General features: G+C 54.2%; 18 protein-coding genes and 1 pseudogene. 18 read left to right on the top strand and 1 reads right to left on the bottom strand.

Going from position 1 to position 23809, the window contains the following annotated elements; genetic code table 11:
• Window positions 1–41 precede the first annotated feature (41 nt).
• The 6 genes from LJD29_RS03635 (at window position 42) to nusG (ending at window position 6545) form a co-directional block, all read left to right on the top strand.
• Window positions 42–707 carry a polysaccharide biosynthesis/export family protein gene (locus tag LJD29_RS03635; RefSeq protein WP_446744398.1) on the top strand — a complete coding sequence of 222 codons (666 nt, stop codon included), beginning with the start codon at window positions 42–44 and terminating at the stop codon, window positions 705–707.
• Between the two features lie 8 nt (window positions 708–715).
• Complete coding sequence (locus tag LJD29_RS03630) at window positions 716–2047, top strand: hypothetical protein (RefSeq protein WP_446744397.1); 1332 nt, start codon at window positions 716–718, stop codon at window positions 2045–2047.
• Between the two features lie 25 nt (window positions 2048–2072).
• A complete protein-coding gene (locus LJD29_RS03625) occupies window positions 2073–3611 on the top strand; it encodes a GumC family protein (protein WP_446744396.1) in 1539 nt (512 codons plus the stop codon).
• Window positions 3608–4372, top strand: coding sequence for a tyrosine-protein kinase family protein (locus LJD29_RS03620; RefSeq protein WP_446744395.1), 765 nt, complete (start codon window positions 3608–3610; stop codon window positions 4370–4372). The genes LJD29_RS03625 and LJD29_RS03620 overlap by 4 nt, the downstream gene beginning before the upstream one ends.
• Window positions 4373–4490: 118 nt before the next feature.
• Window positions 4491–5561: a multicopper oxidase domain-containing protein gene (locus tag LJD29_RS03615; RefSeq protein WP_446744394.1), complete on the top strand. Its 1071-nt coding sequence runs from the start codon at window positions 4491–4493 to the stop codon at window positions 5559–5561.
• A gap of 393 nt (window positions 5562–5954) precedes the next feature.
• Window positions 5955–6545, top strand: coding sequence for a transcription termination/antitermination protein NusG (nusG, locus tag LJD29_RS03610; RefSeq protein WP_446744393.1), 591 nt, complete (start codon window positions 5955–5957; stop codon window positions 6543–6545).
• 149 nt (window positions 6546–6694) lie between these two features.
• Here nusG and LJD29_RS03605 read toward each other — a convergent pair whose 3' ends face one another.
• On the bottom strand, window positions 6695–6886 hold the full coding sequence (locus LJD29_RS03605) for a hypothetical protein (RefSeq protein WP_446744392.1): 192 nt from the start codon (window positions 6884–6886) through the stop codon (window positions 6695–6697).
• A 75-nt stretch (window positions 6887–6961) separates the two neighbouring features.
• Between LJD29_RS03605 and LJD29_RS03600 the strand changes: the two genes are divergently transcribed.
• The 12 genes and pseudogenes from LJD29_RS03600 to LJD29_RS03545 all read left to right on the top strand — a co-directional run bounded on the left by LJD29_RS03600 (window position 6962) and on the right by LJD29_RS03545 (window position 23254).
• The gene (locus LJD29_RS03600) at window positions 6962–7798 is read left to right on the top strand and encodes a sugar transferase (protein ID WP_446744391.1); all 837 of its coding nucleotides are present in this window, start codon (window positions 6962–6964) and stop codon (window positions 7796–7798) included.
• An 89-nt stretch (window positions 7799–7887) separates the two neighbouring features.
• Window positions 7888–8967 (top strand): annotated as a pseudogene (locus LJD29_RS03595) (oligosaccharide flippase family protein); the annotation flags it as partial.
• A gap of 269 nt (window positions 8968–9236) precedes the next feature.
• Window positions 9237–11966: a glycosyltransferase family protein gene (locus LJD29_RS03590; protein WP_446744390.1), complete on the top strand. Its 2730-nt coding sequence runs from the start codon at window positions 9237–9239 to the stop codon at window positions 11964–11966.
• 332 nt (window positions 11967–12298) lie between these two features.
• Window positions 12299–13057: a hypothetical protein gene (locus tag LJD29_RS03585; protein WP_512701060.1), complete on the top strand. Its 759-nt coding sequence runs from the start codon at window positions 12299–12301 to the stop codon at window positions 13055–13057.
• On the top strand, window positions 13015–14304 hold the full coding sequence (locus LJD29_RS03580; protein WP_446744388.1) for a Coenzyme F420 hydrogenase/dehydrogenase, beta subunit C-terminal domain: 1290 nt from the start codon (window positions 13015–13017) through the stop codon (window positions 14302–14304). The genes LJD29_RS03585 and LJD29_RS03580 overlap by 43 nt, the downstream gene beginning before the upstream one ends.
• A 94-nt stretch (window positions 14305–14398) precedes the next feature.
• Window positions 14399–15559 carry a glycosyltransferase family 4 protein gene (locus tag LJD29_RS03575; RefSeq protein ID WP_446744387.1) on the top strand — a complete coding sequence of 387 codons (1161 nt, stop codon included), beginning with the start codon at window positions 14399–14401 and terminating at the stop codon, window positions 15557–15559.
• 18 nt (window positions 15560–15577) lie between these two features.
• Window positions 15578–16456, top strand: coding sequence for a polysaccharide deacetylase family protein (locus tag LJD29_RS03570; protein ID WP_446744386.1), 879 nt, complete (start codon window positions 15578–15580; stop codon window positions 16454–16456).
• Window positions 16456–17466, top strand: coding sequence for a glycosyltransferase family 2 protein (locus LJD29_RS03565; protein ID WP_446744385.1), 1011 nt, complete (start codon window positions 16456–16458; stop codon window positions 17464–17466). The genes LJD29_RS03570 and LJD29_RS03565 overlap by 1 nt, the downstream gene beginning before the upstream one ends.
• A gap of 56 nt (window positions 17467–17522) precedes the next feature.
• Window positions 17523–18434, top strand: coding sequence for a glycosyltransferase family 2 protein (locus LJD29_RS03560; protein ID WP_446744384.1), 912 nt, complete (start codon window positions 17523–17525; stop codon window positions 18432–18434).
• An 18-nt stretch (window positions 18435–18452) separates the two neighbouring features.
• Entirely contained in the window at window positions 18453–19859 is a 1407-nt protein-coding gene (locus tag LJD29_RS03555) for an O-antigen ligase family protein (RefSeq protein WP_446744383.1), read from the top strand.
• A gap of 254 nt (window positions 19860–20113) precedes the next feature.
• Window positions 20114–21880, top strand: coding sequence for a hypothetical protein (locus tag LJD29_RS03550; protein WP_446744382.1), 1767 nt, complete (start codon window positions 20114–20116; stop codon window positions 21878–21880).
• Between the two features lie 27 nt (window positions 21881–21907).
• The gene (locus LJD29_RS03545) at window positions 21908–23254 is read left to right on the top strand and encodes a polysaccharide pyruvyl transferase family protein (protein WP_446744381.1); all 1347 of its coding nucleotides are present in this window, start codon (window positions 21908–21910) and stop codon (window positions 23252–23254) included.
• Window positions 23255–23809 lie beyond the last annotated feature (555 nt).

Here is a 23809-nt window from a genome sequence, read left to right as displayed (position 1 = left end):
GGTTTGCTCCTTGTTCTGCGCGGAGGTGCAACTAGTTCGATATGAGACCCGGAAACTCAACTCGTCTCCTGACACTGTTCGCGTCAGCGTGGCTTTCTGTTGGCAGCTGTTTCGCGCAGAACATTGCGCTCGCTGGAAACGGTGGAGCTCCTGCGCCTGTCGAAGCCCGTCCCGGTGGGAGTGCAGACCTGCAATCAGGCAAGCCGGCCAAAGCTCCCGGTGAGGTTTCGCAGTATCTCATTGGCCCAGCCGATGTGATCCATATCAGTGTTTGGAAGAATAACGATCTATCACAGACCGTGACTGTCGGACCCGACGGATTCGTATCGCTGCCTTTGCTCGGAGATGTTCACGTTGCAGGCATGACCGCGAATCAACTCTCCGAAATGCTCGGCGAACGGCTTGCCAGTTACGTCGTCAAGGCGCAGGTGACAGTGAGCGTCGTCGAGATCCGGAGCAGACAGGTCTATGTCATGGGCCAGGTCGGAAAGCCCGGCGGGTATCCACTGATTGCGCCGATCACGGTTCTTCAGGTGATCGCCCAGGCCGGTGGATTGAGTGTGTTTGCTCACCGGAAAGGAATCCTGGTGCTGCGGGAATCCGCCGGGACTACTCAGCGTCTCAAGTTTGACTACGTCGCCGCGCTAAACGGCGATGTAAAACAAAACATCGTTCTTCAGCCCGGCGATACGGTTGTGGTTCCGTAGGAATAGTTATGAAAGTCGTTGGCGCAATCTGCTTCGCTGCAATCTTGTCGTGTACCGCGACGACCCGGCTTGTCCATGCCCAGTCACAGGCGGTCGCACAGGGTGTGTCTGGCGGTCAGGCCAGCAATACAGTTTCGTCCGCAAACCCTTCTGTTGCTCTCGAAACTGCTGGCGCAAATCCCGACGACAAAACGCTCTATTCGCCGGCGTTGAATGGATCTGGCCTGATCTCTCTCGGAAACATGGTGGCAAAACGCATCGTTGTAGGTGCGGATGTAGTAAGCGGATGGGACAGCAACCCTGAAAACACGGAGAAAGGCATTTCGTCCGGGGTATATACCATCAGCCCCTACCTCGGTATCGAGGCGAGAAATGCCAAGGTTCAATTCCTGCTCCAATATCAGCCGACCATCACTCAGTACAGCTCTGGCGCGGGCAGCAACCAGACGATGCATATGGCGACGGCGACCCTGGTCGGAACCTTGAGTGAGCGTTGGAAATGGTCCCTTGATGCATCGGGCAGCCATGGGCAGGATGCGATCCGCTTGTTGGCGCCACAGCAGACAACCCCGGTTGGAGGGGTGCCGGGTGTCGGGCCTGGTACTCCCGCCTATCTCTCCAATGCCGGGATGGTGACCTTCTTAAACGGAGATGGAACGCTTCAATACAGGACCTCCAGCCGAAGCTCTCTCGAGCTCAGTCTTTCAAACACCATAAGCCGCTACTCCGGTGGAACCGACAGCAATAACATCGCGATGAGCACTGTCGCTTATGACCGCGATCTGTCTCCCACGATGGGCATGCGAGCATACGAGCAGACTTACTATTACTACGGCCTTCTGAACTGCACCAGCTCAGGCGGAGGAGTAGGCCTTAACTGGAGCCTCGGTAACGGAGGCATTCTTTCCGTACGCGGGGGGCCTCAAATTACATCCCCTACATGCGGGAAGCAGCAGTTCTATAGCTATGCTGCGGCGTTCAGCAAACGGCTGTCGGGGAAGCAGCAGATCTATCTGCTGACCGGCAGAGAGCCGGCTATCTCCTATCTCGGGCCTGGTTTGTGGGTCACAAGTACGTCGGCTGGGTATCAGCGGCAGGTGGGAATGAGGGGGGCCTTCAACGTGGACATAGGCCATGCCAGCAGCGAAGCCGAGGACGTGAAGAGTTCTTACAGCGGAATGTATGTCGACTGCGGTTACAAGCATATGCTCGGCCACGGGCTCAATCTCTCGTACACCTATCGCTACTACTCGGGTGATACGGGAGGAGTCGGTTTTACTCGCAATGTGGCGCTCATCTCGCTCGGCTGGGCGCCGTCGATGGGCCGATTGTTTCAATGATCCGATAACGAGGGTATGGGTAGAGATGAATCAGACACAAAGCCGGCCGGCAGGTTCCTCAGCAATGCTGACGGAATGCCTTGTTGCATTGAAGCGTCATCCTCATGCAATCTTTCTCTCTTCCGTGATTCTGGCCGCATTGGGAATCATGGGAGTGTCTCTGCTGCCGAATATCTATAGCGCCACGACAACGATCCTGGTGGATCCACAGAAGATCCCGGAGAGATACGTTGCGTCCACCGTGACATCGGATCCGAATGCGCGTCTGAATACCCTGACCCAACAAGTGCTGAGCGAGTCGAGGCTGCAGGCGATTATCGACAAGGAAAATCTTTATCCCGTCTACCGGAAGAAGAAGACGAGAGAAGAGCTGCTCGACTATGTGCGGAAAAAGACAACCATCGAGCTGAAACAGACGCGTGAGCAGGAACAGGGTCTGAGCAGTTTCAGCATCACCTACGAGGATCGCGATCCACGCATCGCATCGATGGTTGCGAACGACCTGGCATGGGGCTTTATCAATTGGAATCTCGATGTGAGAGAACAGCAGGCTCAGGGGACAACACAATTTCTTTCAGGAGAGCTGGAAAAGGCGAGGAAAAGCCTCGAAGAACAGGAGCGCGCGCTCGAGGATTTCAAGATGAAGCATGTCGGTTCCACCCCTGACCAGGTGAATGTGAACCTGCAGGCACTCACCCGGCTGCAGTCAGAACTTGAGGCCAATACCGATACGATCGCAAGGCTCGAGCAGGAGCGAACCCTGCTTGGCCGGCCCAGCGTGAGTCCGGTCGGTGACCCGGCAGCGCTGACTGAGCGCGGCCGGATGTTGCAGGAAAAGCGCCACCTGGAAAACGACCTTTGGAACATGCGGCAGCAATTCAAAGACACCTATCCCGATGTGATTGTTGCCAAAGCACAACTCAAGAACCTGAATGCTCAACTTGCGGCATTGCCGGACTCTTCCGACAAAGCCGCCGACTCATATGATCCGAACACTCGCGATCGACTGACACTCATAGACAAGGATTTAAAGCGACGCGAATTACGGCAAAGTGAGCTTCAGACCCAAATTCAGTCCTACCAATGGAAGGTGGACTCGGTTCCGGTTCTGGAGACCCAGCTGACAGAGCTGACGCGCAACTATGAGGTTTCGAGAGAAGATTATCAATCTCTCCTCGAAAAAACATATTCAGCTCGCATGTCCGAGGAGCTGGAGCGTAAGCAGCAGGGAAAGCGCTTCACCGTGCTCGATCCCGCCAGGGCTCCCGAGATGCCGGTTTCCCCGAAGCGAGTTCCTCTGATCGCAGGCGTCATCGGGCTCGCGCTGATTCTACCGGCGGGCGTAGCGATCGCGTTGTATCTGCTGGGCGGAACAGTCAAGTCCGAGGTGGAATTGTTCGGAATGCTTCCCGCAAAGGTTCCGATTATCGGTACCATCCCGCCGATCGTTACGCCGGCAGATCAGCGTCACACGCGCACAAGAACGCTGCAGGCGCTCACGGCGGCGATGATCGCAACCGTGATTCTTGTGATCTTTCTACTTAAAGTGAGGCCGATCCTGTGAGTACGATCCTTGGTGTGGAAACAATGAAAGCATTGGGCAACGACGGGCACACATCCAGTATTGGAAAGGCAATAAGACCTGCGACGGTTACGATTGATCCGGTGCAGGCGTCACGCCTGGTATTTCTCAACGAGCCGACAGGCCTCGCCGTCGAGCAGTACAAATTGTTGCGCCGCCGTCTTCGCATGCTTCATCCCGAAGGCGGGCTGATCATGATTACGAGTCCCGGACCGGGAGAAGGCAAGACCCTTACTTCGATCAATCTGGCATGGTGTCTCGCGCAGGCAGGGCACAATACCTGCCTCGTCGATCTTGATTTTCGCGCACCGGGTCTCGCGGCAGCAATGGGGCTTTCCACCGATCAGGGCATAGAAGCGGTGCTGAATGGAAAATCCACGCTACTGAAGGGCGGGCTTAAGGTGCAGGATCTCCCGCTGCAAATCTATCCGGTCACGCAGCGTCTTGAATCGCCTGAAAAATATTTCTCACCCTCTGTGCTTGGCCCTTTTATGAACTCAGTCCGCGCCGCTTTCGAATGGGCCATCCTGGATCTTGTGCCCGTGGTTCCGATGTCGGACGTTGCCGAGGTGCTTCCTTATGTGGACGGCGCATTGATGGTCGTACGTGCTGGCACGACCTCGGCCGCCCTGATGAAGGCATCTCTGGAGACCATCGGCCCAAAGCTACGCGGAGCAGTGTTGAACGATTCGGCGATCAAGGGCAGCGCATACTATAGCGACTACGGTCGGCGCAATCGATAGGCAGGCAGTGATACTTCGACGGCCACTTTTCAGCATCGTCGCGCTGCTCGCGCTAGCTGCGGCGCAGTCCGGTATTTCTCAGGGTCCTGTGTCGGCCACCCCGGGCGGTCCGACAAAAATGACCGCGCCCGTTACCAGGAAGAAAGTCCCGTCATCGGCGCCGCAGAGCTCTGGAGTCGTTCGCACCTATTACATCGCCGCAGATGAAGTGGACTGGGACTATACCCCGATATCGACCGATGTAACCGGGGCTCCGCATGCCGAAACTGGCGACGATGAGTCAGGAGCCGGCCTCCATCACAGGGTTTACCACAAGGCAATCTATCGGGAATATACCGACTCCACATTCAAGACTCTGAAGACGCGCCCTCAGCAGTGGGAGCACCTTGGCCTGCTGGGACCGTTGATTCGAGCGGAGGTGGGTGACTCCATACGTGTGTTTTTCCGCAACAATACACACCTCTCCGTAACGATGCATCCGCATGGCGTTCTCTACAAGAAAGATGCAGAGGGTGCTTCCTACAATGATGGAACTGCGGGCACAGTGAAGAAGGACGATCTGATCCCGCCCGGCGGAACCTACACCTATATCTGGACTGTCCCGGAGCGAAGCGGTCCTGCACACATGGATGGCAGCTCTGTCTTGTGGATGTATCACTCGCATTTTGTGGAGTCCACGGATATAAATACCGGTCTTGTCGGCCCCATCATCGTGGTTGCAAAAGGAATGGCGCGGGCAGATGGCACTCCAAAAGATGTGGACCGCGAGTTCATCGTAGACTTTTCAATCTTCGATGAAACAGACAGCTGGTTCTTCGAGGGCAATGCTGGCCGCCTGGGCAGGGAATCCCGCCTGAAGGCTCTCAACCCTCTTCTCAGGGAGCAGAACCTCATGTATTCGATCAACGGATTCATCAAGGGGAATATCCCGCTGTTGACGATGCGTCGAGAGGAGCACGTGCGATGGTACCTGCTATCCAACAGCAATGAAGAAGATGTACACATGGCTCACTGGCATGGCAATACCGTGGTTGCAAACGGAATGAGAACCGACACGGTGTTTCTGGGGCCGATGGCGATGGCGGTCGCGGATATGACGCCCGACAACGAAGGAATCTGGCTGTTCCATTGCCATGTGAACGATCATTTCATGGGTGGTATGGTGGGGCGATATCAGGTGCTTCCGTGAGATCTTTCTCTCGCGGGTCTTATGCAACAGCGCGTGATTATGTGCAAGCCTCTGCACACACCGTGGTTCAAACGAAAGTAGTCCGGCGCTGCTTTTCCTTTAGTGATGTGAGAAATTCGTGGCATCGCTTGGATTCGTTATCTGTATCAACTGTTGCTCTGAATACCTCCCGGCTGGCATTGCGATTGCTATTCATTTTTGTGTAGGGAAGAGGCAGGAACCAACGTCTCCACGGTCCTTGACGAGCGGTTCTATCGGACGATCGCCATGCTGCGTACTCAGAAATTGGCGCAGCGCTAGTTCGTCAGGGTGCACGATCGGCGATTGCAGAAAGCGAATTCCACAGTGGCTCCATGTGAGCTGCCATCGCGAAGCGTTGCCTGAAATCACAGTATGACAAATCACACACGTAGCGCTCGTTCCCTTGCTGGTCCGTCTTCGGCCGTGTTGCCTAAAGAGAACGGCGAAAACTTTCACTGGTGCGCGATATACACCTATCCCCGGCATGAAAAGGCTGTAGCAGATGCGCTCGAAAGAAAGGATCTGGAAGTGTTTCTGCCTACCTTTCTCAGCCAAAGCCAGTGGAAGGATCGCCGGGTCAAGCTCATGAGGCCACTATTTCCAAGTTACGTCTTCACCCGCCTCCATGCAGGCGACCAGATCAAGGTCCTCACCGTGTCAGGCGTTGTCCGCATCGTGTCTTTCCAGGGTGCGCCGGCCGCTATCTCCGATGAAGAAGTCGACAGTGTTCGTCGCTGCATGAAGGGCGGAGCTGTTCTTGAACCATGTCCTATGCCAGCCCTGGGAGAGCGGGTAAGGGTTCGCTCAGGAGTTTTTTCCGGAGTAGAGGGAGTCGTAGTCAGTCAAAAAAACAGATGCAAGCTGGTAATTTCCATAAGCCTTGTTAATCAGTCTGTTTCTTTCGAGATCGACGGAGACCAACTGGAGCGACCCTCCGCGCTCCGGGTCTCTACGGGAATTTAAGCCTTCACAAATCTCTTGTGCCGCTTGTTACCCCCCTGAAAACAAACCATAAAAGCCGTCCATATATCCGATTGCGGATCTGTATGGATACATCGAGATTGAGGTGTTGCATGGTCGCAAGTGCGAAAACAGCCTACGCACGACCCCGGCTACAGGAAAAAGAAGTACTGCGTGAAGAAGATCGGATTCCTGGGGAGATACTGGACGAGTCTTTGTTTCTGAGGCAGCTTCGACTGGAACGTCGACGCACCGAGCGTTCCGGAAACCCGTTTATGCTCCTGCTTCTCGGTGGTGTGAAGTGGCGCCGCAAGGATCGTGCCCTTACGACTCGAAAACTGCATGAGGCGATTTCCTCCTGTGTTCGCGAGACAGACACGCTCGGATGGCATCAGCAGAACGAGACCATTGGAGTGCTGTTGACCGAACTCTCCGGCTGTGACGGCCCGTGTATCGATGCCATCGCACAAAGGTTCTCCGCTGCTTTAGTCAAGGTCATCGGGGCAGAAGAGGTCGCCAGGCTCCGTGTATCGATTCATCTCTATCCGCAGCCTGTAGAACCCGAATCGGGCAATGACGATGAAGATGTCATTTACCGCGATCTTTCGAAGACATCGGCGCGTAAGAGCCTGGACCGTCTGCTGAAGCGCTCCATAGACATCATTGGAAGCACCCTGGCGCTGATTCTGCTTTCACCTGTTTTTCTGATCATTGCACTGCTCATCAAATTCACCTCCCGCGGTTCGGTGTTCTATTCGCAGAAGCGAGTCGGTCAATACGGCCGGTTGTTCAACTTCTATAAGTTTCGATCGATGTATCAGGGGAGTGATTCCAGCCGGCATCAGGCATATGTGGCCAAGCTGATCGCTGGATCGAAGGATGCGCTTCAGGAAAATGGAAGTTACAAGCTGGTCAACGATCCAAGAATTACACCACTTGGCCGTTTTCTAAGAAAGACAAGTCTCGATGAACTCCCTCAGTTCATGAATGTGCTCTGCGGAGATATGTCTCTCGTCGGTCCCCGCCCACCCCTCCCTTATGAGTGCGCCTGCTATCAGCAATGGCATAAGAGGAGGGTGCTGGAAATTCAGCCTGGTCTTACAGGGCTATGGCAAATCAAAGGCCGCTCCCGAACAACGTTCAACGAAATGGTGCGTATGGATATAGGCTACGCAAAGTCCCGCACCATTCTGCACGACATCAACATCATTGTTCAAACCCCGGTGGCCATGTTCTCAGGCCAAGGTGCTTCCTGAATTCATCTTTGCAAGGGCATATGTCATGAGCCTTCTGCAGGCAGTATCTGGTCGTCTCACCCTGATTGATTGCGAAAGAAGCTCAATAAATGGCTACGCTCTCCTGCGATCCTGAGTCCAAGATCGACGATCTTCCCGCATCGCCGCATTCGGCGTGCACTACGGCTCCCAAGAAACAGACATACGGCCAGATACTCAAGTCCTCCGCTGTCGTTGGCGGGTCATCGGTACTGAATATAGGCATCGGAATCGTCCGTACCAAGGCGATGGCGCTCTTGCTTGGTCCTGGCGGAGTTGGGTTGGCGGGCCTCTATACTTCGATCACCACGGTGGCCCAGAGCGTGGCGGGTATGGGGGTGAACAATAGCGGTGTCCGTCAGATCGCTGAAGCCGTCGGGCAGAACGACCAGGAACGTATCGGAACAACGGTGGCGGTTCTTCGACGAACATCGGTTGCTCTGGGTCTACTTGGCGCACTCGCGCTGATCGTCCTCTCGCCGTACATCTCTCAAATGACATTTGGAACCCGGGCGCGCGCCAGCATGGTGTGCCTGCTCGCTCTGTCGCTTCTGCTTCAATTAATATCGGCCGGTCAGGGTGCGCTGCTCCAGGGAATGAGGAAGATCGGCGACCTTGCGCGGATGAACGTCATCGGCGCCCTTACCGGCACAGTACTTGGAATTCCGATTGTCTACTTTTTTCGGGAGAAGGGAATTGTTCCTTCGCTAGTCTGTGTTTCCGCCATGGCGGTTCTCACCTCGTGGTGGTACAGCCGCAAGATTCGTGTACGTGTTCCAGTTATCAATCGGAAGCAAATCACAAACGAAGTCGCTGCGCTTTTGAAAATGGGACTGGCGTTCATGCTGAGCGGTTTGCTTGTCGGAGGAGTGGCATATGCTGTCCGCGTGATCCTATCGAGAAAAGTAGGTATTGTGGCAACCGGCATGTATCAGTCTGCATGGACACTCGGCGGTCTTTATGTCGGAGTCATTTTGCAGGCGATGGGGGCGGATTTCTACCCCCGCCTGAGCGCCGTAGGAAGAAACAACGATGAGTGCAACCGCATGGTCAACGAGCAAGCGCTGATCGGCTTGTTGCTGGCGGGCCCCGGCGTCATTGCAACCCTGACTTTTGCACCTGTCGTCATCGCCCTGTTTTATAGCGCCAGATTCGGGGCTGCGGTCGGGGTGTTGCGCTGGGTAAGCCTGGGAGCAGCACTCCAGGTAGTGACCTGGCCAATGGGGTTCATCATTCTTGCGAAAGCAAGGCAGGACTTCTTCATACTGAGCGAATCCGTCTGGGCGGTTGTAGCAGTTGGGCTGGCATGGTTTTCAATAAACCGCTTTGGGTTGATCGGAGCAGGAATGGCTTTCTTCCTCTCCTATATCGTCCACGCGGCCCTGGTGTATCCAGTCGTGCGGCACCTGAGCGGATTCCGGTGGTCGAGTACAAACAAAAAGGTAGGCTCTCTCTTTTCTGTTTTGATTCTCGCTGCATTTGTCTTGGTTTTGACGACACAGCCAGTCCCTGCTCTTGTTATCGGCTTTGTCCTCACGGCATTCGCAATCGCCTTCTCCATCCGCTTCCTCACCAGGATCGTTCCGTTAGAAGATGTGCCACGCCCGGTACGCAGGATACTTGCAATGTGTTCGCTCGTCCCACGAATTCAGGCCCCCAGCCAAAGTTAGAGTCTCTCCCTGTGAGGGAGATGACACAGAAAGCTGTCATCCAGCAATTCAAGAACACGCGTATGTACACCGGTCCGCAAAAGCCTAAGCTCATCTATTTTCAGAATAAGTACGAATCAGCCCTCCCCGAATTCCTGCTGAACCACAAGCAGGAGCATGTCAGATGCCTCTCCTATTTCTTCGATGTTGTCGTGATCCACGATGATTGTGACTACCAGCAGGTCTGTGATTTGCATCAGCCGGACATCGCTTTGTTCGAGAGCGGTGTAAATCTCTTCACGTGCCGAAAGCCACGGATCACGAATGTGAGGTCGAGCCGCTCCATTCCGAAGCTTGCCCTGCTTAACGCGGACGCATGGTGTGAAACAAGGACAGGATCTTTTGCAGACCTGGAGCTTTGGGATGTCGACGCAGTCTTCTCCATTGCTGCGACAGCCGTAGAGCACATGCCCGAGATTTCAGATGAGCTGTTCATCTGGCCCAACTCCATCGATCCTGAAATCTATCGAGACTATCAACAGGAAAAGCTTATTCCGGTCTTGCTATCGGGGGCTACGGCGGCTCTCTATCCCTGGCGCCGGCGCGTCTATAGGTTGATCTCCCAGCACTATCCAACCCTATCCTGTCCTCATCGCGGATATCTCTCGCGCACATCACCAGGCCAGGTCTTCGCAGGCGAAGCCTACGCGCGTCTGCTGAACGCCGCGAAAGTTTCGCCTGCCTGCGGCACTGTCGGAGGCGAGGTCGTCAGAAAGCACTTCGAGATTCCGGCGTGCAACACGTGCCTGATCACAGAGGAGACGGTTCACATAAAACAGGCTGGCTTTGTCGACATGAAGAATTGCGTTTTTGGCGATTCGCACGATCTGCTTGACAAGCTCGAGCTGTTGTTTAGCAACGAAGAGCAGCTTCAGCGAGTAACAGCCGAGGGGCACAATCTGGTTCACGCGTCGCACACGATGAAGCAGCGCGACCAGATTCTGCAGTGGTACCGGCTGAACAAAGAGTTGCCGTCCGGTCACAGGATTATTCAACCCGATCCTTTCCGGCCGCTCCAGGCAGTAGCGGCGCGGCAGAACGAATCTCTGCCTCCCGCTATCTCAAATGGAAAGCACTTGCTGGCCATGCGTGAGGGCAATCTCCTGCTCCGCGCCGGAGACATCGCTGCGGCACGAGCCAAATATCGACTCTGTCTGAGTTATATGCATCGCTTTCCTGAGGCAAGATTCAAGATCGCTCTCTGCGACCTATACGCGGGCAATGCTTCTGCAGCCAACGCTCAAATCTTCGAGCTCATACAGTACTGCCTCGGCGAATACGGCGCGTCCACTCCCGATCCTGTGGAGTGGGCCTATTACATCCTGTCTCTCATGTGCACGGGAGATGTACGCGGTGCGAGCAGGTATGCAGAAGAATTTCCGATGTTGGGGCATCCAGAGATGGATCGGGTAAGGCTCCTATTCTGTGCGTTGAATCGCACCGGTGATTGCGACAAATTCGACAGTTCCGAGACCCGTAACCCCAGCATTCATCAGTGCCCAGAGCAAACCGATACAGAGTGGCTGCAAGCCCTTAACAAGACGTTAAGGACATGCGGCCAGGATGCCCTGGCGGAGAGAATCACCGTCGCCATGGGCCGGATGAAGTTGAGTGCAAATCCCCGGAAGCAGGAAATCTCGCTACCCGCGCGACGGAGGATTGTTAGTGTCGGTGCCAGTGCTCCTGCTGAATATCCAGGAGCCATTCCCGGCAAAAGCAGCACTCTCAACAGAAAACTTCTGCAGTATAGGGTCGAGCGAAAAATGACTCAGCTGCGGAAACATCTGAAGGCACGGAGACTCCTGCCCATCAGGCGCGGTCGCACGAAAGCCTCCTTATCCGCAGGGCAAACTGCGCTTCTCGCATCAATACGCGAAACCACGCGCGATCTACAAGTGAGAAGCGCGCTGATCTGCGGAGATATGCTCATCGATGAAGCCTGTGCGGCTGTGAATGAAGGGGCGATCGGGAGGTCGTCACCTCCAGCCATCTGTTGTCTGCGAGATCGCGTGCTCCACGCGTCAGGAGAAAATACAGGGCCGAAAAAATCAATCGATCCCGTTAAAGACCCCATTGAAAGGGATCAGGCAAAGATAGTCCAGGAGTTTAAAGCGAGCAACGCAATCGAGAGCTTCGATCTCATCTTCGTAGCACGAAGTGGAGAAATACCTAACGATCCAATTACGGAACAGATCATCGCGGAACTTCAATCGGCCAGATGTCTTGCATTCGCAGATCCAGAGAATGCGTCTTCGAGGCAAATAATTGAAAGTCTTATCGCGAAATGCGGTTACGTAGTGTCCGATCGCGACGGCATCGAAGCGAGCTACGTCATCCTGATGAAAAGCACGCCGCCTCACCAGGCCTTCGTGTGCGCCGCTGGCTATGAGCGGGAGAATTGCCTCTCGCAATATCCGTTGAGCGGAGACGCATCCCTATGAAGAGCTTTGCAAAGCAGCTCGTGAACTCTGCTATTCCGCCGGGGTGGAAGTGGAGCCTGCAGCGAAGCCGTGTGCGGCGAAGTCTGACCCATCTGCACGGCCCACGATCGGTTCGGCTCAAGAAAGATCAGGCAGTGGTTACGTGTGTCGTGAGGAATGGCGCCTATTTTATCGATGCCTTCATCCGGCACTACCAGGCAATGGGCGTCGAGCACATCTTCTTTCTCGATAACGGCTCCTCGGATCAGACGGTCCCTATCGCAATGTCTTACGAAAACACAAGCGTTTCAAGATCGACTCTGCCCGTCAGTTCGAATCAGAGGTATTTCAAAATGTATCTCGCCGAGCAGTCCGGTCCCGGCGGATGGTGTCTGGACGCAGACATCGACGAACTTTTCGACTATCCCTTCTCGAGTTCGATCGATCTGCGCGGGTTTCTGTCCTATCTGAATGCAAATCAATATACGGCGGTGTTCGCTCAGATGCTTGATATGTTTGCAGATGCACCACCGACCGGGTCCGCCGGGCGTCAAAGAGATCTCAAACGGCTCTATCCGTTCTATGACATCTCGGGTGTTACCCGAACCGATTACGCAACTTCGGAAATAACGCGTGAGCATGGGGCAGGAAACACCTTGGACAGCCCAGGCGCCGAGTTGTTCTGGGGCGGCATTCGCAGAACCCTGTATGGCAGCAACTGCCTCCTCACGAAACACCCCCTTTTTTTTCCGCAGGCTGTAACGCTATTTCCTCATGTCCACATGGTGAACGATGCCCGGTTGGCGGATGTGTCTGCGATTCTTCTCCATTACAAGCTGACGGAGAACGCGATAGAGGTCGCGATGCAGAACCGAGACCAATTCATTCACAATAGCGGCAGCTATGGCGCGTTTGTCGACGTACTGAGACGTCCGCAGGGATTCACCGTCCAGACGCAGACCGCACAGCGATTCACCGATGTTGCTGCACTGGAGAAAGACCGGTTCGTTCTGCTTTCAGAGAGGTATAAGAGATACGCGTCCTCGCTTGAGCAAGGCGGAGATAGAGGGTGTATTCCAATCGCCGCCGAAGCCGCGGGGAGGATGCAATGACCGCGATCAGAAGCCTGGCGGACGTCGTGGCGTGGGATCTTTGCACTGGTTGCGGCGCGTGTTATTTCGCGTGTCCGAAAGGTGCGGTGACGCTCGTCAACATCGAGTCATCTGGAATTCGTCCTGTCTTCAAGTCACCCGGCTGTGGAGAGTGCAGGAAGTGTCTCGACATCTGTCCCGGGTATAGTGTGGACGTTGCAGCAGTCGCACCTTCGCCGGCGACGGAAGCCGAACACTCCTTTGGCAATGCGCTCGAGATATGGGAAGGCTATGCAAGCGACCCCGCAATCCGCTTCAAGGCATCCTCCGGGGGAATCCTGTCCGCGTTGTCGCTCTATTGCCTTGAGTACGAAGGCATGGACTTTGTCCTCCACACTGGAACGGATAAAGAAAAGCCCTGGGAAAACCGCACAGTAAAGAGCCGCAGCCGCCGAGAACTATTGGAGCGGGCTGGTTCGCGTTATTCCCCGGCCTCGCCCTGCGAAGGGCTGAAGGCGGTGGAAGAAAGCGAGAGCCCGTGTGTCTTCATAGGAAAGCCCTGTGATGTCGCTGCAGTCTCGGCCTTGCGAAAAGAAAATCCTGGTCTCGATAAAAAGCTGGGTCTGGTTCTTTCCTTTTTTTGTGCTGGAACTCCAAGCACGCAGGGCACGCTTGAAGTAGCCCAATCCCTGAATGTGTTGCCATCTCAAATAACGTCCCTCCGTTATAGGGGCAACGGATGGCCCGGCAGATTCAGCGTGCAATACGGCAGCGCGCCTGCGGAGGCGTCTTTGTCCTACGAAGAATCATGGGGTGCGCTCACAAAGTATCGGCCTCTCCGTTGCAACCTCTGCCCCGATGGCTTGGGAAGAATGGCGGACATCTCATGTGGGGACGCCTGGCATGACAAAGGTGGCAAGGAAAATCCCGGCCTGTCGCTCGTTATCGTACGCACAGCTAGAGGGAAGAGAATTCTGAGAGATGCCATCGCAGCCGGATACGTCGTGCTCTGGCCCGCCGAGGCGAGCCATGTAATGTCTGCGCAGGTAAACCTGTTGCAAAGGCGCAGGGAGTTGTTCGGCCGCCTCGCGGCGTTGAGAATATTTGGCATTCCTTACCCTGACTTCAAAGGTTTCTCACTCCTGCATAGCTGGCTGCAGCTTCCGTTTCGGGTGAAGTTGCGAACCCTTCTCGGAACAGCAAGAAGAATCGTCAAACGCCGGTTGTATGTACGGCGTCCAAAAGCCGGGCTCACCGCCCAATCGTGAAATCAGCAGTTCTATTTGAGTCAAATCTCATTACGTATGAAGAGGGCTTGAGATGAAGGTATGCATGCTTGCGTACTCCTTTTACGAAAGTGACATGCGCATCCTTCGTTATGCGAAGTCTCTGAGAGAGCGTGGTGACACGGTGGATGTCATTGCGTTACGACGAAGCGGCGCGCCTGCTTTCGAAGTGATCGATGGAGTCAACGTGTATCGCGTGCAGGGACGAGAAAGAAATGAGCGAGGTGCCCTGAAATACGCGGCTCGCATCATGCGATTTATGGCAGTCTCATTCTTCGCTCTGACGGCGCGCTACTTCGATAAGGCTTACGACGTCATTCACGTACATTCTGTGCCAGATGTCCTCGTTTTCGCGGCGATAGTTCCCAAAATCTTCGGCGCCAGGGTCATCCTGGACATCCACGACATCCTGCCGGAGTTCTTCGCAAGCAAGTTCGGCGTTCCCAAGCAGTCGTTGAAATATCGTGCCATGCTTCTCGCTGAGCGAGCTTCAGCATGGTTTTCCGATCACGTGATAATCGCAAACGACCTCTGGCAGCCTCGCCTCGTCAATCGATCGGTTGAGAAAGACCAATGCACCACGATCATCAACTATCCCGACGATGAGCTGTTCTTTCCCCGGGATGTCGTCACCGATCCGAATAAGTTTCGCATTACATACCCTGGAACCCTCAATGCGCACCAGGGCGTAGATGTGGCGGTCCATGCAATGGCGTTGCTCAAAGCGGAGATGCCAGAATTGGAATTTCACATCTACGGTGAAGGCCCCAGCAAGCCTTCGCTCATGGTCTTAAGTGAAAGCCTAGGCTTGGGCGGAGTGGTTATATTCCATGATTTTCTGCCATGCGATCAGATTGCAGACATCATGGCGCTGTCTGATGTCGCGGTGGTGCCGAAGAAGGCCAGCTCAGATTTTGGAAACGAAGCCATGAGCACCAAGATTATGGAGTTCATGGCCATAGGCGTTCCCGTCATCGCATCGAGGACCAGGGTAGACACCTTCTATCACGATGCATCGCGTGTGCGTTTCTTCACTTCGGAAGACCCGCGGGATCTTGCGGTGGCGATCCGCCAGCTTCGCCATGATCCCGAACTTAGAAAGTTACTGGCGCAAAATGCCCTGGCATACATGCGCTCAAACGGATGGGCACAGAAGCAGAAAATCTATCTCCAGTTGATCGATAACCTTTCCAGCCCTGCAGGCCTGGTTTCCAAGGAAGCCGGCGTCACGTCATAACCCTAGGAATTGGCCCCGATGCCTGATGTTCGTGCAGACCGGCTCTTGACTATAAATGTCGTTGAGCCACTACATCGCGCTTTCCGCGTAAATATCTCTGCGAGAATCCCTATGCTTATGTACCACGGGATTTCTGATCAACTCGGAGATCGTCATCCCTACTTTGAGACAAGCACCTCTGCCGCTGTATTCGCTTCGCACATGCAGTACCTTCGAGACCAGGGTTACAGGGCGTTAAGTGTCCCGGTCGCGTTGCAAATGCTGGCTGATGGCAACGAGTGCTCGCGAACGGTAGTCATTACCTTTGATGATGGCTGCAGGGATTTCTACACTGAAGCGATGCCCATTCTGCAGAAGTGCGGCCTCAACGCCACCCTGTTCGTCGTTACAGGTATCGCAGACGGGCATCCCCACCACTTCGGCAATACAAAATTCATGACATGGCCGGAGATAAGAGAAGCGGCGCAGTCAGGAATCGATGTAGGATCGCATACCGTAAGCCATCCCAAGCTTCATTCACTTTCTGAAGCAAACGTGCGTCGCGAACTGGAGCAGTCGAAATGGACGATCGAGGATAAGCTTGGCCGGCCTGTTAGAACAATCAGTTATCCTTACGCATTTCCTGAAGAGGATCCGTCCTTTCGCAGTAGCCTGCGTCACTCTGTACAGCAAGCCGGCTACACATACGGCCTGACAACCATCGTTGGTCGCGGCGCGCGCTCCTGCGATCAGTATTTCCTACCCCGCCTGCCCATGAATCAGCATGATGATCTCAGGTTGTTTAAGGCAAAGTTGGAAGGTGCATATGACTGGATCCGCGGTCCCCAGGCAATCTACAAACGGCTTGGCAGGTTGTCCATCAAAAAGAGCCGCGCTGTAATCGCAGGCCAGGCCTGATGCCGGGACTCAGACTTGATACAACTTCGAACGGGTGCGAACAGGCGAACGAGATGGATCTATCAATCATCATCGTAAATTGGAATTCAACGGACTACCTTCGTCAGTGTCTCTTGTCCATCTACCGTGAGACTGCGAAGCTCACGTTTGAAGTAATCGTGATCGACAACTGTTCCCGGGATAACAGCTGCAGCGAACTTGTGCACAGTTCATTCCCCCAAGTGATCCTGCATTGCAGCGACCAGAACATCGGATTCGCCAGGGCATGCAACCTGGGCGCGGATCTGTCTAAGGGAAGAGCGCTCCTGTTTCTCAATCCCGATACAGAAATCCACGACGATGTATTCTCCCGCATGATCGAAGCTGCCGAATCTCGGAGCAATGTCGGGGCGGTTGGCGTCAGATTGTTGAACAGCGATGGCTCTCTTCAGATGAGCTCCGTCCAGGCCTATCCCACCATTCTCAACCAGCTTCTTGACTCGGAGTTTCTTCGCAGAAAGTGGCCCAACTCCAAGCTGTGGGGTATCGCGGTGCTCTTCGCCGACTCCCGCGAGCCCAGTCATGTGGATGCTATCTCCGGAGCTTGCCTAATGGTGACACGAGAAGCATGGTCAGTCGTAAAGGGGTTTGACTCGCAGTATTTCATGTACGTTGAGGACATCGATCTCTGCCAAAGAATCTCTCAGGCAGGATTCTCTCTTCTCTATCTCAACGATTGCGAAGTAGTTCACCACGGAGGAAAAAGCTCTGCGGTGCAGGGCCGCTACTTCGCAAATCTACGGCAGCAGCAAGCGACCCTCCAATATTTCCGTGCGACCAGGGGACATCTTTACTCCGCATGTTATCGATGCAGCATGGCCCTGGCTGCAGGGATTCGCGTGCTGATTATCGTTTGCACGATGCCCTTCCGCAGCCTTGCGAATCGGGCCGTTGCTCGAAACTTCAGCCTTGAAAAATGGCTGCATATCTTTCGATGGGCGGTCGGACTCAATACCGCCTCCAGCAGATAGCAGAGAACCATCGACGTGCCTGGCTATCCAGCGTCATACAGTAGAGGAGCTTCTCAATGAATCCAAGAATCGCTCTTGTCACTCCGCTCAAGGATGAAGAGAAGTTCATCAGGGGGATGATTGAATCCATCCTCGATCAGCAAATCCGGCCCGAGGTCTGGGTCATTGTTGATGACGGGTCCACTGATAATACCCCGGATATCGTGCAGGATTATTGCGGGCGTTTTCCATTCATCGAGCTTTTACGGCTGCCTGCACGGAGTGAGCGAAAGCCGGGCGGTGAAGGAGCGATAGTTGTCGCCCTTGCGAAGATCAATCCTGCTGACTTCGATTACATCGCACGCTTTGACGCGGATCTGCTCTTTGAACCTGACTACTTTGCGCGAATTCTGCAGGAGTTCGATCGCGACCCCGCATTGGGGATTGCCGGCGGTTGTCTTTACGTGGAAAAGAACGGTAGGCGCATTGCAGAAAAGGCCCCGGAGTATCACGTCCGGGGTGCCGTCAAAATGTATCGGCGGGCATGTTTTGCCGAGTTAGGCGGCCTGGGGACAGAGATAGGGTGGGACACGACCGATGAGGTATGGGCATGGACGTCTGGCTGGAAAACCCGCAGCTTTGCCGACATATCGGTGATCCACCGAAGGCCCACGGGAGTGGGCATCCGCGCTGCGCGCATCTATCGTGAGCGGGGAAGAGCCGAGTACCTGACTTGGAGTCATCCTGTCTTTATCGTATTGAAGGTTCTCAAAATTGCGATTCAAAACCCTTTGAATGCATGGAGCTTTGCCTTAGGTGTAAGTACCGCATACATCCGCAAGGATCCGCGTCCAACCTCGGCCGCATTCCGTCACGCAAGGCGGAGTCAGCAGTTATCTCGATTGCTCAGCGCATGTCTACCCAGGATGCTGCGCTCCCGTATGTCAACACAAACCATAATCCCCAGCCGTAACAGTCTGCACATGTAGCTCGGGAGTGAGTGAAACGTGGTTTTAGTTCTTCTGATCGATCTCATCGTTATCATCGCTCTCACCCGGGTCGCGATCGCCTCTGGGCTCGAAGCTGCTTTGCCGCTTGCTGCTTTCATCATGGTTGCTGTACCGCTAGAGTCGAGCATTCCTCTGGGCTTTTGCGAGCTCACAACGCAGCGGCTTGTGATTATGATCCTGCTCGTCCTCTATCTATCTGTTGGCCGCCGGCAGCTCGAGTCGAATGTGGAAATGCCGATGCCGCTCAAGTTCCTCATCGCCGTCCATATCGCATGGTGTGCTCTTTCCACAGCGAATTCTGTAGAGGTGGTGATGAGCATCAAGAAGGCTGCTTCGGTCATCGCCGAATATTACATCCTTTATTTCGTGTACTGGAAGACGCTCACCAGGCGGGAAACAATTCGCAGGATCCTGTTTGCTATGGTGCTTGCCCTGATCGTCTGTTCCTCTTTCGGTGCCTTCGAGGCTTATGGCGCCGACAATGTCCTCGAGTACTTCCCAAAAACCGGGCACCACTTCGATATGAACGCCGAGACCGACAGGGAAGTCAGGGTGCAGTCTACCTTTGACCATCCCATCCTGTTTGGCGCTGCTCTATCCATGGCGATCACGATGGATCTCTATCTTCTGACTGTGACGGAGAAGCGATGGACCCGCAGGCTGCTTTGGATTGGGCTTTTTCTCATGTTCCTGAATATCTATAAAACCAGCAGCCGAGGCCCCTGGCTCGACGTAATACTGAGTTGCCTGCTGCTCGCACTATTATCGCGAGGAAAGATCAGGCGGTACATTTTTGCAATCATCTTGCTGTCTGTTGCTGCGGTGATCATTCGTCCGGGAATCTGGGACACAGTCAAGGGGATATATGACAACTCCTTCGATATGAATACGAGCACGGGGACCTCGTATCAATATCGTTATGCACTGCAACATGCAGTTAGAGAAAAGTTGCTGGAGACGCCATCTCGTGCGCTCTGGGGTTACGGTCTCGAAACTTTTTATGATCTCCAGCTCGAAGGTGATTTTCTTGGAAAGCCTCATCTCTTCCTGAGTTGCGACAGTTCCTGGGCAGAATTGATGATCGAGACCGGCTTTGTGGGGCTGTCGGTCATGATCATGCTCCTCTTCCGTCCCCTCTGGCGCGCGTTTCGTGACTCCAGGAAGCTCCCACGTCCTGAAGGCGAGCTAAGCCTCTTATTTTTTGTGAATCTAGTCGTCTTCTATTTCCAGATGTACAGCGTAGGAATGTATTCGTGGGGGCAGAACGGATACATGTTGTGGATCGTCATCGCAATGACCTTTGCTTACTCGCGCTGCCTTCCCGAAGAGGAAGACACGCCCATGCTGCTCGAAGCGGAATCGGAAGAAGAAGTGCTGTTCGAATACGAGGTTCTGCCTGCATGAATCAAGCTCGAAAGGGATATCTAAAGGTGATGCCAGGTGTTTTCGGACCGGCAACGCGGCGGATCGTGGCTTGCGCTCTCCTGTGCATGGCGCTTTGCGCCACCGCTATGGCGTCCAGTGTGTTGATCGTGAAGAAATCCGGACCGGATGGAGATTTGGAGCGGCGCTTCCAGTTGGCAGGCAGATTCTATGGAATAGATATCGACACTGTTGCAATTTCTGGATCCCTTGACAGTCCGCGACTGCGACGCGCAATGAAAGAGCCGAATCTTCTCGGCCTCGTAATCGATAGCGAAGCTCTGAACCTGCTGGACAGCAGAGCAATCACTGAAGTTCTCCACGCATCGCAACAGATTCATATGCCGTTGATGGTGGTCGCGTCGGAGGCCGGCAAGGAGAAGGGACTTCTCGCCACAATCACGGGAAATCGCGTCATCGGTTGCGGCAGCATACCCGGCGAGAGCCGCCAGTGGGAGATTCTTTTCTCGGGGAAGAGCAAACTGCTACATTCGCTCGACGGAGTCGCCACCAGAAGTATCGATACACCCTTATGTGCCCTGGAGGTTGCGCAAGAGCCGTCCGTCACTCTTCTTGCTTCCGTCCGAAGTGGAGAGACAATATTCCCCGAGCTGGTGAGCATGATCGTTGATGGCCGGTCTGTGTTCGTGGCTGCGCCGATGAAAACAACAGGCACCGTCGTGGCGGGAAGTGCAGCCCAGCTACAGCAGACCTTTTCGCTCCTCTCTTCGCCTCTTATCTTTCTCCGCTCGATTGCAGGAGAAAGAGCATGGCAAATTCCCGAGCAGGATGCAAACCTCACAATTGATGACCCGTGGCTGACGGAACCTTATGGCAATCTCGAGTACTCAGCACTCCTGCGGGAGATGCAGCAGCATCACTTCCACACAACTATCGCATTCGTCCCGTGGAACTTCGATAGAAGTCAGCCGCAGGTCAGCCATCTTATCCTCGACCACCCTGACATGTTTTCGATTGCTGTTCACGGCAATAACCATAACCACCGCGAGTTTGGTGCCTATAATTCGCAGCCACTCGCTTTGCAGGCGGAGAACATACAGCAATCCATCGCCCGCATGGATCAGTTTGAGAAAAAGACAGGTATTCCCTATGACAAAGTGATGGTCTTTCCCCACGCCATCGCTCCTGCGGAAACCTTTGCCCTTCTTGAGAAGGCAGGATTCTGGGCGACTGTAAATTCGGAAAACATTCCCCTAGGGTCCAGCATGCCCAGCGACTTGCTGTATACGCTTCGTCCCTGGACACTCTCCTTCAATGGATTCCTGAGCGTGAAGAGAGTGTCGGCCGAGGTGCCGGTCTCGATGCCAAACATCGCCATCAACGCTTTTCTCGGTAACCCTCAGCTCTTCTATATCCACCAGGAATATTTTGAGAAGGGCATTGGAGAATTCAGCAGTACCGCTGAAGCTGTGAATCAGCTCAATCCTGGCATACATTGGCGGAGCCTCGGAGATATCGTTCATCGCCTGTATCTGGAGCGAATCAGAGATGACGGGGACTACGATGTGTGTCTCCTGTCGCAGAACGTGCGGCTGGTGAATCCCGCCGATCGCCCCGTGACCTTTCATCTTTTCAGACCGAATGTGCCATTGGATGCAAGTCCTTCAGTTCTGTTGAACGGCATCAGTATCCCGCTTCGGAAGCAGCCAGGTCAGATCGGATTCGATGTAACACTGGGACCGCGTGAAGAGCGAACAGTGGATGTGTCTTATTACGGCGACCGTCGGCCGGGCTCTGTTGATGTCTCAAAAAAATCATTCCTGATCAATCTGGATCGCCGTCTTTCAGATTTTCGCGACATGCAGTTATCGCGCAGCCGCTTCGGCCGCAGAATTCAGGATCTCTACTACAAGCAAGGCATCGCCGGCGTGGAGGCTGTTGTCGAGCGTCGCTTCATCGCTCTGGCCATCCTCTTCACTGGTGGGCTCCTCCTGCTGTTTGTGATCAGGCGGTCAAGACGTTTGAAAGCGGGAACGAGATAAAAATAATGCGGAAGGGGAGGTCAAGTCGTGGCAGATGATCCGAATGTACACAGTATCGGCCTGATCGGGGCAAGTTTTGAAACCGGAAACATGGGAGTTGGCGCGCTCGCTGCGGGAGCGATACGGTGCATACATCGGCAGTGGCCTACTGCTGACATATTTATCCTCGACTACGCACGAGTCTCCTCGAAGCGCAGTATGCGGCTTGACGGCGAGGCCATCGAAGTTCCTCTACACAATATGAGGTTCTCGAAGACGCTGTTCCTGTGGAACAACATCGTCGTGTTGATTGCATGTCTGCTGCTCTACAGGTTGATTCCTCTGCGCGCATTGCGGGAGTCGCTGTCGTCTCGCCATCCAACGATACAAGCAATCATCTCTTGCGATCTCTTCGCTTCCATTGCAGGCGGCGACAGCTTCAGCGACATATATGGCATCCGGCGATTCTTCTATGTAGCCTTACCGCAAATTCTCATCATCCTTGCGGGCAAAAAACTTATTCTCCTTCCGCAGACCTATGGGCCATTCCGCGGTAGGGTAGCCCGGGTAGTCACATCGTTCATTGCATGTCGCGCGGACCGTATTTATGCGCGAGACTATCGCAGCATTGCAGCGCTTGAGCAGCTGTACGCAGGCAAACGTTCCGTACCCAAAGCATCTTTTCGCTATGACGTTGGTTTTGCTCTCGAGCCGGTAGCATCCTTGAGCATGAAGGTTGATGGCGGATTGGATCTATCCGCGAAGCAGCCTGTAGGTCTTAACGTCAGCGGCTTGCTCTACATGGGCGGCTACAACCGTGCAAACATGTTTGGCCTTCAGCTGGATTATCCCGAGTTCATTCACAAGATCATTCACCTTTTGATGAAACGGGGAGCATCAGTTCTGCTCATCCCTCATGTATTTGGGACTAAAAAAGATTCAGAAAGCGACGTGCTGGCCTGCGAGGCGGTGTATCAAGCCTGCGCGGAGAAATATCCCGGTCGGCTGGGTTTGTTGCGTGGAGAGTACGATCAGGGCGAGATCAAGGAAATCATTGGTCGTTGCGAGTTCTTCATCGGCTCGAGGATGCATGCGTGCATCGCCGCGATCTCGCAATCTGTGCCAACAGTGGCTGTAGCCTACAGTGAGAAGTTCATTGGAGTCATGGAGACAGCTGCAACTCCCGCGATTGTAGCCGATGCGAGAAAGTTGAGTCTTGAAGAGATGCTCGCTTACGTCATTGCTCAATATGGCAGCCGCGAAGCGCTCCAGGAGTACCTGAACCGCGTGATGCCAGACGTGACCCGGGCAGCGCTTCACACCTTTGACGATGCAGGTCCATCCGAGCCGAAGGTGTTCGAGTGGAGTCTTCCAGCTGCAGCCGAAAATGCCTAATGGGGGCGACTTGATCTGAGTCGTCGATCTTGATGCGAATCAAGCCAACTTAATTTCGGACTAGTTAGAAAATCACAACGCCGAGATATTTAAAGTGGATCGAACCTGTTAGCGAAAAAATTACCACGTTACCCGTAGTTTCTACGCGACAAAATCACCACGAAAACGAAAGCCATTCTGTTCGGCGACTGTAACTCGCCGATCAAGGGGGCTTGTGTGCTTCATCATTTGTAACAATGAATGGCTGAATACGTGCATACGCTTTTTGCAAACTGCAAACTCAGTGCGTTACGTAGGGACCTGCTGGAAAAAGCACGCGAGGGTTAGTCTGTTTCGAACTTTCGTTTCATGGGTCCGGTCAGGCATTTCATGCTGAACCTTGGATGGATCGGCGTCGGGAGATTCTCGTCTCCGACTCAACCACTCCTGTGTCGAAAGTAAGTGAAGTGAAGGGATGACCCGATCCGAAGGCCGCTGTGTCCCGGCAGGTGACTGAGTTGACCTGTTATCAATCCTTACTTCAAAGACCCTTACAGTTTGCAGAATAGGCAGTTT

Source organism: Silvibacterium acidisoli, from assembly GCA_022870745.1.
Classification (GTDB): domain Bacteria; phylum Acidobacteriota; class Terriglobia; order Terriglobales; family Acidobacteriaceae; genus Silvibacterium.
This window is presented reverse-complemented; position numbering and strand designations above follow the sequence as displayed.